Source organism: Helicobacter bizzozeronii, from assembly GCF_900196775.1.
In the GTDB taxonomy this organism is placed as follows: Bacteria; Campylobacterota; Campylobacteria; order Campylobacterales; family Helicobacteraceae; genus Helicobacter; species Helicobacter bizzozeronii.
The window spans coordinates 1-14,251 of sequence record NZ_FZLB01000012.1; the positions used below are offsets into that span (position 1 = coordinate 1).

19 protein-coding genes are annotated in these 14,251 nt (G+C 41.6%); 10 read left to right on the forward strand and 9 right to left on the reverse strand.

The features are described from left to right. Window positions 1-383: 383 nt before the first annotated feature. Window positions 384-971 carry an ATP synthase F0 subunit B gene (locus tag C5684_RS01800; RefSeq protein WP_148259702.1) on the reverse strand — a complete coding sequence of 196 codons (588 nt, stop codon included), beginning with the start codon at window positions 969-971 and terminating at the stop codon, window positions 384-386. 364 nt (window positions 972-1,335) lie between these two features. On the opposite strand from C5684_RS01800, the gene C5684_RS01805 reads away from it, so the two are divergent. The 4 genes from C5684_RS01805 (at window position 1,336) to C5684_RS01825 (ending at window position 4,843) form a co-directional block, all read left to right on the forward strand. Continuing rightward, window positions 1,336-1,629, forward strand: a complete 294-nt coding sequence (locus C5684_RS01805) for a hypothetical protein (protein WP_233707398.1) — start codon at window positions 1,336-1,338, stop codon at window positions 1,627-1,629. Beyond that, window positions 1,626-2,042: a nucleotidyl transferase AbiEii/AbiGii toxin family protein gene (locus C5684_RS01810; RefSeq protein ID WP_013882044.1), complete on the forward strand. Its 417-nt coding sequence runs from the start codon at window positions 1,626-1,628 to the stop codon at window positions 2,040-2,042. The genes C5684_RS01805 and C5684_RS01810 overlap by 4 nt, the downstream gene beginning before the upstream one ends. 518 nt (window positions 2,043-2,560) lie before the next feature. Next, entirely contained in the window at window positions 2,561-3,664 is a 1,104-nt protein-coding gene (locus C5684_RS01820; protein ID WP_104639243.1) for a Fic family protein, read from the forward strand. A gap of 9 nt (window positions 3,665-3,673) precedes the next feature. Further along, window positions 3,674-4,843 (forward strand): type II toxin-antitoxin system HipA family toxin, encoded by a 1,170-nt coding sequence (locus C5684_RS01825; RefSeq protein WP_104639244.1) that lies wholly within the window; start codon window positions 3,674-3,676, stop codon window positions 4,841-4,843. Here the strand turns inward: C5684_RS01825 and C5684_RS01830 are convergent. The 4 genes from C5684_RS01830 to C5684_RS09265 all read right to left on the reverse strand — a co-directional run bounded on the left by C5684_RS01830 (window position 4,835) and on the right by C5684_RS09265 (window position 6,865). Next, window positions 4,835-5,722, reverse strand: coding sequence for a HipA domain-containing protein (locus C5684_RS01830; RefSeq protein ID WP_104639245.1), 888 nt, complete (start codon window positions 5,720-5,722; stop codon window positions 4,835-4,837). The two genes, C5684_RS01825 and C5684_RS01830, sit on opposite strands and share 9 nt — an antisense overlap. Before the next feature lie 53 nt (window positions 5,723-5,775). Further along, window positions 5,776-6,243, reverse strand: coding sequence for a hypothetical protein (locus C5684_RS01835; protein WP_013882039.1), 468 nt, complete (start codon window positions 6,241-6,243; stop codon window positions 5,776-5,778). Window positions 6,244-6,338: 95 nt separating this feature from the next. Next, window positions 6,339-6,713 carry a type II toxin-antitoxin system death-on-curing family toxin gene (locus C5684_RS01840; RefSeq protein WP_013882038.1) on the reverse strand — a complete coding sequence of 125 codons (375 nt, stop codon included), beginning with the start codon at window positions 6,711-6,713 and terminating at the stop codon, window positions 6,339-6,341. After that, window positions 6,713-6,865, reverse strand: a complete 153-nt coding sequence (locus C5684_RS09265) for a hypothetical protein (RefSeq protein ID WP_013882037.1) — start codon at window positions 6,863-6,865, stop codon at window positions 6,713-6,715. The genes C5684_RS01840 and C5684_RS09265 overlap by 1 nt, the downstream gene beginning before the upstream one ends. 107 nt (window positions 6,866-6,972) lie before the next feature. On the opposite strand from C5684_RS09265, the gene C5684_RS01845 reads away from it, so the two are divergent. Next, on the forward strand, window positions 6,973-8,256 hold the full coding sequence (locus C5684_RS01845) for a protein kinase family protein (protein ID WP_050801615.1): 1,284 nt from the start codon (window positions 6,973-6,975) through the stop codon (window positions 8,254-8,256). A 45-nt stretch (window positions 8,257-8,301) separates the two neighbouring features. Here the strand turns inward: C5684_RS01845 and C5684_RS01850 are convergent, their stop codons facing one another. Together C5684_RS01850 and C5684_RS01855 are read right to left on the reverse strand one after the other, a co-directional pair. Further along, window positions 8,302-8,595, reverse strand: a complete 294-nt coding sequence (locus tag C5684_RS01850; RefSeq protein WP_013882035.1) for a hypothetical protein — start codon at window positions 8,593-8,595, stop codon at window positions 8,302-8,304. An 11-nt stretch (window positions 8,596-8,606) separates the two neighbouring features. After that, entirely contained in the window at window positions 8,607-9,263 is a 657-nt protein-coding gene (locus tag C5684_RS01855; protein ID WP_013882034.1) for an AAA family ATPase, read from the reverse strand. A 445-nt stretch (window positions 9,264-9,708) separates the two neighbouring features. On the opposite strand from C5684_RS01855, the gene C5684_RS01860 reads away from it, so the two are divergent. The 4 genes from C5684_RS01860 to C5684_RS01875 all read left to right on the forward strand — a co-directional run bounded on the left by C5684_RS01860 (window position 9,709) and on the right by C5684_RS01875 (window position 11,073). After that, a complete protein-coding gene (locus C5684_RS01860; RefSeq protein ID WP_013882033.1) occupies window positions 9,709-10,164 on the forward strand; it encodes a hypothetical protein in 456 nt (151 codons plus the stop codon). Next, a complete protein-coding gene (locus C5684_RS01865) occupies window positions 10,151-10,462 on the forward strand; it encodes a hypothetical protein (protein ID WP_013882032.1) in 312 nt (103 codons plus the stop codon). The genes C5684_RS01860 and C5684_RS01865 overlap by 14 nt, the downstream gene beginning before the upstream one ends. 84 nt (window positions 10,463-10,546) lie before the next feature. Beyond that, on the forward strand, window positions 10,547-10,849 hold the full coding sequence (locus C5684_RS01870; protein WP_233704194.1) for a type II toxin-antitoxin system RelE/ParE family toxin: 303 nt from the start codon (window positions 10,547-10,549) through the stop codon (window positions 10,847-10,849). Beyond that, window positions 10,843-11,073: a helix-turn-helix domain-containing transcriptional regulator gene (locus tag C5684_RS01875; RefSeq protein ID WP_013882030.1), complete on the forward strand. Its 231-nt coding sequence runs from the start codon at window positions 10,843-10,845 to the stop codon at window positions 11,071-11,073. Before C5684_RS01870 ends, C5684_RS01875 begins: the two co-directional genes overlap by 7 nt. A gap of 527 nt (window positions 11,074-11,600) precedes the next feature. Here the strand turns inward: C5684_RS01875 and C5684_RS09430 are convergent. Both C5684_RS09430 and C5684_RS09435 read right to left on the reverse strand, forming a co-directional pair. Further along, a complete protein-coding gene (locus C5684_RS09430) occupies window positions 11,601-11,768 on the reverse strand; it encodes a hypothetical protein (RefSeq protein ID WP_013882028.1) in 168 nt (55 codons plus the stop codon). Between the two features lie 109 nt (window positions 11,769-11,877). Beyond that, window positions 11,878-12,039: a hypothetical protein gene (locus C5684_RS09435; RefSeq protein WP_013882027.1), complete on the reverse strand. Its 162-nt coding sequence runs from the start codon at window positions 12,037-12,039 to the stop codon at window positions 11,878-11,880. Between the two features lie 298 nt (window positions 12,040-12,337). Here C5684_RS09435 and C5684_RS01885 point away from each other — a divergent pair. Beyond that, window positions 12,338-14,251 (forward strand): type I restriction-modification system subunit M (locus tag C5684_RS01885; protein WP_104639246.1); only part of this gene is annotated, 1,914 nt, incomplete at its 3' end.

The following is a 14,251-nucleotide window of genomic DNA, read 5'->3' on the forward strand; positions in this document are numbered from 1 at the left end:
CGCTTTGATTTTATCTATTCTTCTGCCCAAATGAGGGCAACACCTATAATAAGCTGGACACGCTCACTTTGCTAGAAGAGGGGCTAACAGCTAGGGCAAATACAGCGATGCCAAAATGATTTTAAATTTGAGAAACGCTTTTGATGTGATTTTTAAATTGGTGGGCTTGGTTTTTGTGTGTGATACCACAACAAAATACAATATTATAAAATATAATACAATACCACACAATAAAATAAAATACAATACAATAAAATTATTGTGTTGTATAAAAGCGATACCAGTCCAAAGGTGCATACATTGTCTAAAATGAGATATTAAAAGAACAAGGCGGTTCAAAGGACAGAGAGATTTGGACTGATTGCAAAATCTGGTATTAAAAATTACCTATTCTTTCTTTTTGCCCCCTTTTTTGCCATAGCAAAGCTATATGCAATGTGCCGTTTGAGTGCTTCTTGTTTTTGCGCCCTTAATCGAGCATTGCATTCTTTTAAGTTTTCTCTTTTATCCCTGCGTTCTTGCAAGAAAGCAGTAATATTGTCCCAAGCAAACTTAAAACACACATTTTTGTACCATTTGGCATCAAAAACAAGAGTGTGTTCTCCCAATAAACGATCTAAGCGCATCCACAAATCTTCATGTTTTAGAGTAGGGCGATCTGTTAGAGACCTAAAATAAGGGACATTTTCTAAAAGGTAAGAAGACTTTGTGTGTAAAAAGACATAGGAAGGTTGCCCGATACTCCCTAAGACTTTGCATAAAGTGTATAAATACATCCGATCCAAGTCCCAAGACAACACACTAGCTGGTGGCACACCTTGCAAGATGTACTCTAGGCATTGCCAAGGCATAGCCATTCTTTGTTCTAATGTGAGACTCTTGTCTTTCTCCTTATAAAACAAAGTGATCACCGCCCCGTACCCGCACACTTTAGCCTTATCAGCATACACGCAACCTATGTGTATATTCACTAATAATTTTTTCTCCTTTAAACGCCAAAACTTATCCTCAAATCCTTTCAGTCCAAAGGGTGGTGGGAGTGTTACACGGGGTTTCAAGGTCGGTGTTGTTGCTTTCTTTTTTCTGCCCATGCACCTAATATACCCTATATTTTGCTTTTTAGTTTCAAATACAGACCATAAAGTATTTAGCCATATACAAAATACAAACTAAAATATCCACAAGAAAACCATACTCAAGCACCATGCTCATTGGTAGTTATGCTAAAATCATTGTATTTAGGCGATCGCACTTAGAGACTTGACAAGACTGGGCGGTGTTACAACCAAAAGACCTAATGGGTGGTTCCTTGATGATTGCCTCAAGTAATTCTTAATGAAGGCAATAAAAACAAAAATGTTTCCCAAAATCAAAATTTATCCCTATACACTACACGCAACCATCAACAATTCCATAGGAGATATTAAAAATCATATCACACTTGAACAACTTGTGGATTTGTTTCTCAATCCACCAACAATGCCAAGCCTCATAGAAAGATATGTGATAGACACGATCCAAACAGAAGCAAGTGCCCAAGAGATTGATTTTTTTGCCAAAAGTTTTAATATCCCTTCTCAATCTGTAGAACATATTTTGTCTATGAAACTCAATTGGGGACAAGAATGAATCTAGGGTTTATTGGCTGTGCCAATGACCAACTAGACATAATCAAAAGCGATTTTGCCCTACAAATCCAAGCCCTCAAAGATTTTTACCCCATTATCAAAAGCGCACTTGATGCTGGATACCCCATGCAAAACATTAAGCTGGGTGGTGGGACAGCCTTAGCGATGTATTATTTCCAGCATCGCTTGAGTTTTGATCTAGATTTGTTTGTGCCTGATGGGCAACATTTGGATTATTTTAGACCTAAAATGTGGATAGATGATGTTGCCAATTTTGAGGGCAGATATGCCGATTTGGCACACCATGTGGGGGTATCGATTTTGGTGGGTGCTTGCCCCATTAAAATAGACATTTTGGCGCACTCTATGGGCGTAGATAGTTTGCTAGACAAATCAAAAACACTTTCCATTTGACCTCTACATTGAAAGTATGGAAAATATTCTTGCCAGCAAGATAATCTTTAGAAAAAACAATCACTATGCACGGGATATTTTTGACATGGTTATTGCTCTGCACAAGAATCCAAAAATGTTGCATCAATTATTGATAACAGACAAGATAGAGATAGAGGATTTGGTGGGTTTAAGACAATCTCTGTTGCGATTGGACAGCACTAGATACCTTGATCAAATTAAAATGAAAGCCCCTAAACCCCAATACCAAGAGATTGCAATCCATGCCCCTAATCTATTGCTAGAATCCATAAATAGCACAATCAGCAGATAAACAATACCCTAGTAGTCGGCAATCTATTTGGCATTTTTAGAGCAGATTAGCGTAGGCAAAGAATCCAGCGAATTATCAAGGTGATTAAAAAAAGCGGAGAATTATCACCAGTCGTCTTGATTAAAATTGTGTTTATGGTTTTCTAGTGCGCTACTCTCACATAGGTTATTGTTAACAATCTTGTTCTCACGCTTAAGCACTTTTTGTGTTAGACTCTAGCATGCCTAAATGGATATGGGAAAATGCCTTTTTTGAGAACATGGACTTTGTTTATGACCCCATAGATATGTCTAGCTTGTTTGCAAAAATCGATCAGCTTAACCAAGTTAAGAGTGATGAAGCTATCCTTGCAGAGATTTTAACAAATGAGTTAGTGTATTCATTTCTCATTGAATCTGAAGTTTTGGATAGAGCCTCTATCTATTCTTCGATTAAGAAAGTGTTAAGCCTCCATGCAGGGCAAGATCACAAGCAAACAAAACTCTCGAATAATCTAGCTCGCTTATTGCAAGATGTGCGCCAAAATTTAGCACAATGGGACACAGAAAGGCTGCTAAACTACCATAAGGATTTGTTCTTACACAGATCAAAACACCGACTACACCCTATCGATATTGGGGCTTACCGCAGGGATTTACACGGGCGCATGCAAGTGGTGTCTGTGAGAGGTTACCAAACAACTATCCACTATGTTGCCCCACCCGCAGCAGATCTACAACGCCTGATGGCAAGCTTTTATCAATATGCTAACCGCAAAGAAAACACAAGAGAGAAACAAATTGCCCACGCCTTTATAGCCCATTTGATCTTTGTGCTGATCCACCCCTTTGATGATGGCAATGGGCGCATGGCAAGACTGATCAATGACAATCTTTTAGCCCGCTCAAAAATTTTTAGCAATGGCTACTATGGGCTCTCTTTGGGCATTCATAAGACTCGCAAAGAATATTACAACACCCTTGATATTCTAGGCAAGCAAGCGCATAACAACCTCACAGAATGGGTAAAATATGGTGTTAAAAGCCTAGAAGTGAGCTTGGATTTGATTTGGCAACAAGTGGGCTTGATCACGCTCAAAGAGCGCATTTTTAAGTGCTTTAGCCAAGAGTTGAGCGATAACCAAACCCGCATTATTAATCTTTTATTTGAAAGACACTTAAAGAATTTAAGAGGAGATTGTGTTGGCACGGCTTTAAAGGTGCAAAAAACAGACATAGAGCTAGACATTTTGCACCTCAAAGATTTAGGTATCTTAAAAGAGGTGGCAAGTAAGCACTTTGAGCTGGATTTTTCTGTGGCTAAAGGTTAATGTTTAGACATGACCATCTCCATTTTTTGCAACACAGAGCGGGTAGGAGAGCTCCATGTGTGGGCTAAGGGGCTTAAAGAAAGTTACCAATTTGTCTATAACCCCGAGTGGCTCAAGCGTGGTTTTGCCATAGACCCCGCCTTGCCCTTTAATGACAACCCCACAATCTCAAACCATCTATGGGGGTGTTTTGATGATATTATCCCCGATCGGTGGGGGCGTTTGGTGCAAAAGCGTAATGCTGGGGGGCTTTTAAGTGAGAGTGCTTACATGCTGGGCGTGGGCGATCATTTTAGGCTTGGAGCGTTGCGTTGTTGTGTGGATGGGGCATTTGTTAGCCACACAAGCCGCCAAACCCCCAAAACGCCCCACTTGCAAGCTTTGCATAGGGTGTGCGTGGGTTTAGAAGAAAGCAAAGTAAATCCAGTAGATTTAAAGCCATTTCTTGCCCCTTTGGGGAGTCTGGGGGGAGCTAGACCCAAAGCGTGCGTGCAAAAGGATAATGTGTTATGCATGGCTAAATTTGCCTCCATTAAAGATAACAAACGCCAAGTTCCCGAGTGCGAACAAACTATGTTAGAGGTGGCTAGGATTGCTAAGATTAACACTTGTGAGAGCACGCTGACACAAACAGATATGGGGGCTGTGTTGTTGGTTAAACGCTTTGATCGAGCAAATAACGAGCGTATCCCCTATATGTCTGCTATGACGCTTTTAGGGGCAATAAAAGACTGCGATGATGATTATTGCACCCTAGCCCAAAAGCTTGAGCCCCAAGAGCGTCTGGAGCTTTTTAGGCGCATGGTGTTTAATGGTTTATTTGGCAATTGCGATGACCATTTAAAAAACCACGGCTTGCTGTATCAAAACGGCAAGTGGTGTTTAAGCCCTGCCTTTGACCTAGTGCCCAACCCAATAGACTTTGCCAAGCAACACCACACCCTAGCCTTTGCCCCCAAAGAGTGCTTGCCTTCTTTGGGCTTGTTTCATAGCATTATGGGGGAGTTTGGGGTGGGTGAGAGCCAGTTTAAGATGATTTTAGCGGATATGCTAAAGGCACAAGAGAGTTTTGCGCGCATTGCTAAGAAAAATGGAGTGCATAAAGATAATCTTGTTAAATTGCGCCACAACTACGCCCACGCAACCTTTGAGCGGATGAGAAAAATGAAATTACATTAATGTTAAAGCCCTTACATAGGCTTTATCTATTATCTTTTCTTTTCTTTGTTGCAACACCGCTTTTAAGAAGTCCTTGTGTAGCCTAGAGATAAAGGGCGTGTTGTCTATGATGGAGTGGATTTGAGCCATATCCATTTTAGGGGCGAGTTTAACAAGTGCGCTTAGGCAATCCTTGTTTTGAGTTGTTGTTAAGAAATTGTGGTAATTAATCTTTTTGTCCTTGTCGTCTTTCAACATAGAGCAAGGGTAGCTATAGACCCGAGCACGCATCTCTTGCTTGTCTTCTAGGGCTTGTTGCATGTGTGTAGCATCGCTTTGGGAAAACAAAGATGAGCCACAATCAAAAATGGGGGCAATGGTGTAGCTATGCGTGTTTAAGTCCTTGATAAACCCCCAGTTGCCATTGTGCCGATCAAAGTTGCCTATGAGCGTATCGGCGATAAACATCTCCCAAAAGTGCGCTTTTAAAGCTGTGCGATTCACGATGCCTTGTTGCTCTATGGTAAGCAATACCCCGCTTAAAGTCGTGTCCTTGCCCCCGCTCTCTAAGCTTAAAATGCTATTTTTCACCGCGATAAAATCCACAAAAAGCTCTGTATCACTTGTAAAATCTTTACACGCCACGACCACTTTATCTAAGTAAGTCCCAAGGATAGTTTCTTGCACTCTCAAGCCTAAAGACTTGACAATGTGGCAAGCCATGTATTCACAAAAACAAGCGTTCGTGTGTGTCATTTCAAGGTTTTTAGAAGGTTTGACCTTGGGTGGGAACTTTAGCATGTGGCGGGCATTCTTGTAAAATATAGCGATTTTATTGCCATTGGCACCATCGTAGAATTTTGATTTGTCTAAGGGGCAAGTTGTGAAGTTTATAGGCATGCTATTGTCTTAAATTTTTTAAGGATAACCCAATGATAGTCATTTGTCAATGCTTACTCTGTTATAGGGTTTCTAGCCATCCAAGCATCCAACCAGTTTTTCTTTTGTGTATCTAGTTTAGGGTACATCACTTCAAGCAAAGCATATACTCGTTTTTTATCCTCAATAGTGGGAAACCACTCATCTAACATTACCTCTCCCAATATTCCTGATTGTAAAACAGAGGTGTAAAGATAGTCTACGCATGCCCTAGGGTGATCGGCGATATAAGTGGGCGTGTTTTGAGGATAGTAGCCCATTCTATTAAGCCGTGCCGTGCCATCTATAACACCTAAATCTCCCAATAAATGGTTCGTATTGTTCTTTTGCCCTTCGCCATAAATGTAAATATCCATAGGGAAGGAGTTTTCCATGAGTGCGCGTGCGCTATGCCAATCTCCCGTCATCTCGGGGCAATAGATGTTTAAAGCGACAATGCCACTAACATACACCTCATTAGAAGTGGGCGGAATGTATAGCATCTCCAAATCCTTTTGCTATTCGACTAGCTATGATTTAATTGAAATTTTATCAAAGATAATAGCGCATTGTTTATTGAAAGAACAGGCTAACTTTTTCATTTTTCAGTGTAGCGGTGGATCTTTTCGCTTAATTCTGCCTTTCTGACTTTATCTTCAGCGACAAAAACCACAATATCCTCAAAATCTTTCTCAAAGTTCTCTGTATCTACCCCATTAGCCTCTAAAAAATGGATAGCAAGGTAAATAGAAGAGCGTTTATTGCCATCAGAAAAAGGGTGGAATTTAATGCAGGCAAACATTAAATGGGCGCATTTTTCTGCAAGCGTGGGGTAGTAAAGGTCGTTTTGGATATTTTCCAGCGCACTCCCCAAATAGCCGACTCTTTCAGTGCTGTAGCCTTCTAAACCTTGGGTGATCTCCAAGATTTCATCGTGTAAGATAATGGCTTCTTGTAGGGTGAGATAGAACATTATTTTTGTGCCAATCTTTGATAGACAGCTAGGACTTCGGGGTCTTTTAGCTTGTTGTGGCATTTTTCACGCACGGCTTTAAACAAAGCCTCTCTACTATTTTGATTTGAGTTGCTTGGGGTTTGGGGTTTTTCTTGTGCGTCTTTTGGCATTTGGAATCCTTAGATTTGCTATTATAGACAAAATCGCTCGATTTAACGCAAGTTTGGGGGGTTGCTTGGGTTGTTTGTTTTATTGTGGGGTGTTATGGAGCGTTTATATGCGGTTGCTTTTTTCAGCTAAAACAGCCTACAATGCCCACCACCTATGCCAAAAGCGAGTCCAAATGCACTACACCCTCAAAAACAAAGACCGCAATGTCTTGGAGTTCGAAGTTTTAAACGAGGGCAAGAACCTACACTTTAAAGTGTTAAATGAAGCTCTGTTGCCTTACTATATCCGTGTCAATGAGGTGAGCGAGAAACACATTTTAAGATGGTTACGCAAACGCAAAATCCCTGATAGTCGCTGTTTTGCTGACACAATTTTAAACGCCCTAGAGGGAGGCTTAAAAGCCGACACACAAAACCCCCTAGCCTACCTAGACACAACCTTTGCGCTGTCTTTGAAAGATAGCTTTTGGGTGGTGCCCACTGACAAAGCACATTTTTATAGGTGGGCGGATTTTAATCTTTTTGAAAATGAGTTTAACCCTACTTTGCAAGTGATTGCCATCACGGGAGTAATCGCACAGACACAAGGGCAAATTCTAAGCCCTGAACCCACCACAGATGGCACGCTTAAGAAATGCTGGCGTAGAAGTGCTAAGGGCATTGAGCTTGTCAAGGGGACGGGCGATGATGATAGACGCTTTATTACAGCCAGAGAACCTTTGTGCGAGTATTATAGTCCGCAAGTCGCACAAGCTATGGGCTTAGATTGTGTGGTTTATGGTTTAGAAAAAGGGATTAAAGAGTGGAAGTTTAGCAAAGAAAGATACAGCACCTGCCCGCTTTTTACAAGCCAAGAAGTGGGGTTTTTAGCCATTTGGGAGTGTTTGCCTTATGAGGTGTTGAGGGGCAAATTTGACTATGAAAAAATGAAGCAAGCTATCGAATCCATAATGGGGGTGCAAGCCTTTAGTGATTTGATGTTATTTGATGCGATTATTGCTAATGAGGATCGCCACTTGGGCAATTATGGGATGTTAGTAGATAACGATACAAATAAACTCATAAGACCTGCCCCCATTTTTGACAATGGGTCGGCATTTTTCAATTACATCAGGGGGTATTCAGGGGGTGGGTTTGCCAAGTATTTTAGATTAACGCACGATTATTTTAGGAGTTACTTTAATTACCGATTTGATAAGCTTGTTGCCATGCACGCCACGCCTAGGCACTTAGATTTATGCGACACACTCCAAGATTTTACCTTCACTCCACACCCTAGATACCGCCCTAAGAAAAGTTTAGTTAAAGCGTGCAGTGAAGTGGTGCGCCAAAGGGCAAAGGATGCTAAACGGGTAATTGATAAAACATTAAAGCGAAAAGATAGGGCATAGCCCCTTGTAAAGGGAGCACAATACAAGCACACAATGTCTAGCCCCTTAGTCTTCTAGTTTCCCTAATTTTGCAGATAATTCTTGCTTGATCTGTTCTCTTTTGCGTTTTAAATGCTCTTCTAGGGCTTCTTGGATAAAAGTGCTCTTATTTTCTTTGAAACGCCCAAACTCTTGGAGATATTGCTCTAGTTTAGACATGGTCTCTTGGGATAAAAACAAGGTGTAGTATTTCTTGGTCTCCTTGTCTGGCTTTTGGATGCTGTCTGTGAATTTGGCATCTAGGGCTTCTAAATCATCTGGGCTGTTGGGTGTTTCTCTCTTGGTGTTTTTAAATTGCATGGGTGTTCTCCTTAATTTGGGGTAGAAAGGTGGGTTTTTAGTTCCTTGAAAAACTCTTGCCATTCTGTTTTGGCTTTGGTATCGCTGTATTCCATCACCCCCAAGCCTTCTGCAATGCTGCGTTTAAAGGCGATGCGTTCGCATAAATGGTTTTTTAAAAGAGAGACTTGGTGGTTGGTGTTGTATTGCTCAATAAAGGAAACTAGAGCTTGCTTTTCTTTGAGAATAGGGATGGGGGGCATTCTGTTGATAAGAATAAGGGCTTTGAGTTTTTCATTGAGGGCTTGGAGGTTCTCAATGCGCTCAAACATCTCCAGCAACACAGCCGTATCTAGTTGGCTAGGGGTTGTGGGAATCAGCACAATATCGCTAAGCAGAATAGCTCTTTGACTCTCTTTGGAGTGTTCGCCCTTAGTATCAATAATAATGGTGTCGTATTTGCTTACCATCTGTTTGAGCGTGTCTGTGATGTTGCCCGTCCTATTGAATAGTGGGAAAGTAGCCAAGTTGGTTTCACCTCTAATATTAATGAACACTTCCACGCTCTGTTGGGGATCGGTGTCTAAAACCACCACATCTTTTTGGGCTTTGAGAAATTGTAATGCCAAGTTAATGCATAGGGTGCTTTTGCCACTCCCTCCCTTTTCATTGGCGATGGTGATGATCATAGACTCTCTTTAGTTGGAAATACTTTAAAATAACAGACTTTAAAATACCATACAAGAACTTAAAATAACTTATAATACCACAACATACCATACTTTACAATATATTACCACACCACAATATAACATAGTTGTAAATACAATACAAGTATTGTAAATAGTGGTATTGTAAATACAATAAATTATAATCACAACATGGGATTTAGAACGGATTAGAAGGAAAAAAGATGGAGTTTGTGCTTGGTTGCTTGCTTGATGAGGACAAAAGCACTTGATTAAAGAGCGCATGGCAATGAATCACCCACCCGCTAAAGACGAGCGATCTTCTTGATTAAAGAGCGCATGGCAATGAATCACCCACCCGCTAAAGACGAGCGATCTTCTTGCCTAAAGTGTGCAAAAACTCTTGCCTTGCCACTTCTACCCTAATATTTAAACAGAGGTAACCATGCAATACTTATTAAAAAACAAAGATTACAATGTATTGATCTTTGATGTTGATGAAACTTTAAAAGAGCCTGTTATTACAGACATCAAGGTCTTTATGCCCCAGTTGCTCCCCATACCCCTAAAAAGTGTCTTGAAAGCAGATTTACCCACTCGGTTAATGCGCTGGATAATCCAGCGCTATATCCCCAAGCACCGCTGTTTTATGCGCCAAATCTTGTTTTCTGCAGGCATCGCAGAGAACGACCCCTTGTCCTATGTGCGTGCCAGTCTTGCCCTCTCACTTACCGATACCTTTTGGATTACACCCACACAAGGGCAATATACTTGGGAGGATTTTAATCTCTACAACAACCCTTTTAGCGAACCTTTGGAGGCAGTGGCTCTTATGGGTTTTAGCACAAAGCTTACCGATCGCCACTCGCCACTTAGGAAACTATGGCATGCTAGTAGATAACAACAACAACGCATTTGCCACGCCCGCGCCCATCTTTGACAATGGCTTGGCATTTTTAGGGCAAATAGAGCAAGGCGACTTAGATAACATCCCTGCGTTGTTTGAAAATGTGGATAGTGGGCTAGACATAGACTTCCAAATACAGCTAGAATTAGCCACCCAACCCCGCCATATTGCTATGTTAGAGAAACTCAAAGGTTTCACTTTTACACGCCACACCACGCACAACTTACCCCAAGACTGGTTCCAAAATCGTTTTAAAGTTGGCAAGCGTTGTAGAGCGTTTGTGGGCTTTTAGGTTACACATCAACTCTATACTCATGCCACAAAACACAATAGAGTGTAAATTCTCATTGAGCACAAATACGCTACAATGGTGTCCATGCCTATGATTGTCAAAACTTCCTCTGTATTTGATGCGTGGTTAGAGGGCTTAGCAAATCCTATAGCTTTATCTGCCATTGCCAAAAGATTGGATATGTTGCGTGCAAACGGGCATTTTGGCGATCACAAGCACATTACGGGGCAAATCTTTGAAATGCGTATCCACACGGGTGCAGGCTACCGCCTCTATGTTGCTAAACGGGGCAAGGTGTTGGTGATTTTGCTGTGCGGTGGTGATAAAAGCACGCAGAAAAGAGACATCCAAAAAGCCCAAGAAATCCTAAAGGAGTTCGCATGGTAACTTTCAGCGACCTTGACATCAGCCGTTACTTAAACACAGAAGAAAAACGCCTCGCTTATTTAAACGCTATGCTAGAGGATGGAGATGAAGCACAAATCAAGCGTGCTTTAAGAGACATTGCTAAAGCTGAGGGCAAGACCCTTAAAAGTCCCCAAAAAAGTCTTTTGCAGGCACTAAAAGAGCTAGGGTTTGTCCTAGAAGCCAAAGCTTGCAAAAATGCCTAAAATATTGGTAAGCCCCCAAACCCCCAAGAGAGGCTTTAGAAGTGAGAGTTTGTTATATTGGCTGGAGGTTCAAGGGGTTTAGGATGAGATTAGAGTCTGTGGGGAAATGGGGTTCTAGCGTTTTTTACACTTAAAATGCTTTGCAATTGCTTTTGGGACTTTGGTAATGGTTTGGTATGGTTTTTGGCAAGATTGCGGTGTATGATGCCTTTACGGCTCTTAAAACGCTATTTTTATCTGTGGTGGTTGTGAGGTGTTAGGTTTGTCATCTTTTTTGGGACTTTTTTGGGGGTTTTGGACTTGAGTGAGATTAAAATGAGTTCTAGGGTGTTTTTGATGGTGTTTTGCCCGACTGTGCCACAAAACACTAGCTTTTTGGCTATAGAGCACATAGGGTAAACACCCCCTATGTGTTGTTGAGTGCTGTTTAAAATCAGCTGTGTTAAAATTGTGCGAGCTCATTGGAGCAACGGGCTTTTCCGTGCTAGGATTAGCTACCCTACGGCAGGCTTTGCAAGTGGGGAATATCAATCAATCACTTCGCTTTTGAGTTTGTCTTTGATGGTTTTTAACACTTCATCGCTTACTTGGGCGATCTTAGTCCGTCTGCGTTTTGCATCAAAGACCCTAGTTTGGTGGAGCAAGGCAATTTGTTCTGTTCCATTGCTATCCTTGAAACAATGGTGGTAGGGCATATCCCCTTTTTGGATTTGGCTACTTAAGAGGGATACCTAAAAACAATCTGGCAGACAACATTTTTAACACCAATACGGGGCGTGTAAAGCTTGCAGATTTTCATAGATTTCATGCCAGACATTGTAGCCCACACAAACCCAGTATGATGTTCTTAGCATAAGTCTTTTTAACTTTTGCCTGTATCTTTTTCTTTTGTTCGTTCCACTGATCGAATTGATCGCCTTGATTATCCATCTGTTTTTGCTCCATTTTTTTAAATGTAACTATCATGCAGTATACTCTCCTCAAAAGACATTAGGGACTCTCAAATGCTCTTCCAATGGCTTACTTGGATAGCCCTTTCCGGCGTGTTTCTCTACGCCCAACCACAGAACTTCACACAAGCAAAGCAAAGACTCATCAATCTTTATGAGCAATGCATGGAAGTAAAATCAAGCCCATTTTCTGTTTTATACTTAAAGTCCCACACAAACTCAAGAGAGGTTGCTAAATGAATAAGCAAGAACTCGCCAGTGCCATTTGGGACAGCTGTAACAAAGTCCCACACAAACTCAAGAGAGGTTGCTAAATGAATAAGCAAGAACTCGCCAGTGCCATTTGGGACAGCTGTAACAAAATGCGGGGCAAAATCGAAGCCAATGAATACAAGGACATTTTATTAGGCTTTATTTTTTACAAGTATCTATGTGATCGCTTGCTTGAGGAGGCGAAAAAAGCGGGCATCTCACCAGAGAACAGAAAAGAAGCATTATGTCTAGATGACAAAAACCCCAATTATAAACGCTTACAATCCAAGCTAGGTTATTTCATTGCCCATGATCATCTTTTTGACACCCTTTTAGAAAAAGGGTCAACATTACAAATCCAGGATATCGCCAATGCCTTAACAGACTTTGACAACCATGTTAAGAGCAAGACTGAAGACGAGGACAAGCCTAAAGACAATGACAAGCCTTTGCTAAAGAGTATTTTCAATGATTTACGCAAGAGTTTAGACAAACTAGGCGATCCCACAGCACAAGCCAACCATGTCCGAAAGCTTTTAGAAGACATCGATAAAATCCCCAGCCAGTCTAAAACCTACGATGTTTTGGGCTTTGTTTATGAGTTTTTGATCGCCCAGTTTGCCAGCAGTGCGGGCAAAAAAGCAGGGGAGTTCTATACCCCTGCAGAGGTGAGCGTGTTGATGAGTGAAATCATTGCCTCTTTTTTTAAAGGCAAAAACAAAGAAAAAATCACCCTTTATGACTCAGCTTGTGGTTCGGGGAGTTTGCTCTTGCACATGCGCCACATTTTGGCAGAAAAATACGCACTTATCGATACAAACGGGCTTAAATACAAGGCGCAAGAACTTGTAACCAGCACTTGCAACTTAACCAAAATGAACCTAATCATGCGGGGGATCAATGCGCGCAACATTGATGTCCGCAACGCCAACACGCTCGAAGAGGATTGGCCAAGAGGCGAGGATAACCAAGCTTTGCGTGTGGATGTTTGTGTGTCTAACCCGCCCTACTCCGCCCACTGGGAGAACACCAAATACACCAGCGACCCCCGCTATAAGGAATTTGGCATTGCACCCCAAACAAAAGCTGACTTTACGTTTTTACTCCACGATCTCTACCATCTTGAGCCCGATGGGATCATGGCAATTGTCTTGCCCCATGGGGTGCTTTTTAGAGGTAATGAAGAGGGCAAAATCCGCCAAGCCTTGCTAGAAAAGGGCAAGATCGATGCCATTATTGGCTTGCCCCCCAATTTATTCTTTGGCACGGGAATCCCCACAATCATCATGGTTTTAAAACACACTAGAGAAGGTCGCGATGTGTTCATCATCGATGCCTCCGATGAATGCGTGAAAGAGGGCAATAAAAACGCCTTGCAAGCTAGACATATCCGCAAAATCGCCGACACCCTAGAAAAACGCCAAGATGTCCCCCATTTTGCCCGCAAAGTGCCCTTAGAAGCAATCAAAGCAAACAACTATGTTTTAAACATCCCTAGCTACATCAGTGCCAAAGAGGAAGACAAAGACGATCTTGATGCCTTGATCTTAGGGGGTATCCCCAAGATTGAGATCGCACAAATCCAAGAACTAGAGGACTTTAACGCTACTCATAAACTCTTTAGTCCGATTCCAAACAGAGAGGGCTATTACCAAGCCATAGAGGGCGACCCTTTAGAAATCTTAAACGCCCACGCCCCCATTAAAGCCTTCAAGCAAAACTTCAAAACCCACTTTGCTAACTTTAAAGACCTATGCAAACAAAAGTTTTTAAGCAGTGTGGAAAACTTGCAAACATGCCCCGTGCTTGTTGCAATGGAAAATCTAAGAATAGACCTTTTACAACGCTTTACAACGCTCAAATACCTAGATAAATACGAAGCTTTGCAGATTTTAGAGGACTTGGGTGGGGTGTGCTTGACAGACATGGAAACTATCCAATTAGAGGGACTAGACACTATCACACAAACCCAACCC

Excerpts from the sequence above, each read along its gene's own strand:
- C5684_RS01805 (WP_233707398.1), top strand. The coding sequence starts at position 1,336 with ATGAAGGCAATAAAAACAAAAATGTTTCCCAAAATCAAAATTTATCCC.
- C5684_RS01810 (WP_013882044.1), top strand. The coding sequence starts at position 1,626 with ATGAATCTAGGGTTTATTGGCTGTGCCAATGACCAACTAGACATAATC.
- C5684_RS01825 (WP_104639244.1), top strand. The coding sequence starts at position 3,674 with ATGACCATCTCCATTTTTTGCAACACAGAGCGGGTAGGAGAGCTCCAT.
- C5684_RS01830 (WP_104639245.1), bottom strand. The coding sequence starts at position 5,722 with ATGCCTATAAACTTCACAACTTGCCCCTTAGACAAATCAAAATTCTAC.
- C5684_RS01835 (WP_013882039.1), bottom strand. The coding sequence starts at position 6,243 with ATGCTATACATTCCGCCCACTTCTAATGAGGTGTATGTTAGTGGCATT.
- C5684_RS01840 (WP_013882038.1), bottom strand. The coding sequence starts at position 6,713 with ATGTTCTATCTCACCCTACAAGAAGCCATTATCTTACACGATGAAATC.
- C5684_RS09265 (WP_013882037.1), bottom strand. The coding sequence starts at position 6,865 with ATGCCAAAAGACGCACAAGAAAAACCCCAAACCCCAAGCAACTCAAAT.
- C5684_RS01845 (WP_050801615.1), top strand. The coding sequence starts at position 6,973 with ATGCGGTTGCTTTTTTCAGCTAAAACAGCCTACAATGCCCACCACCTA.
- C5684_RS01850 (WP_013882035.1), bottom strand. The coding sequence starts at position 8,595 with ATGCAATTTAAAAACACCAAGAGAGAAACACCCAACAGCCCAGATGAT.
- C5684_RS01855 (WP_013882034.1), bottom strand. The coding sequence starts at position 9,263 with ATGATCATCACCATCGCCAATGAAAAGGGAGGGAGTGGCAAAAGCACC.
- C5684_RS01860 (WP_013882033.1), top strand. The coding sequence starts at position 9,709 with ATGCAATACTTATTAAAAAACAAAGATTACAATGTATTGATCTTTGAT.
- C5684_RS01865 (WP_013882032.1), top strand. The coding sequence starts at position 10,151 with ATGCTAGTAGATAACAACAACAACGCATTTGCCACGCCCGCGCCCATC.
- C5684_RS01870 (WP_233704194.1), top strand. The coding sequence starts at position 10,547 with ATGCCTATGATTGTCAAAACTTCCTCTGTATTTGATGCGTGGTTAGAG.
- C5684_RS01875 (WP_013882030.1), top strand. The coding sequence starts at position 10,843 with ATGGTAACTTTCAGCGACCTTGACATCAGCCGTTACTTAAACACAGAA.
- C5684_RS09430 (WP_013882028.1), bottom strand. The coding sequence starts at position 11,768 with ATGCCCTACCACCATTGTTTCAAGGATAGCAATGGAACAGAACAAATT.
- C5684_RS09435 (WP_013882027.1), bottom strand. The coding sequence starts at position 12,039 with ATGATAGTTACATTTAAAAAAATGGAGCAAAAACAGATGGATAATCAA.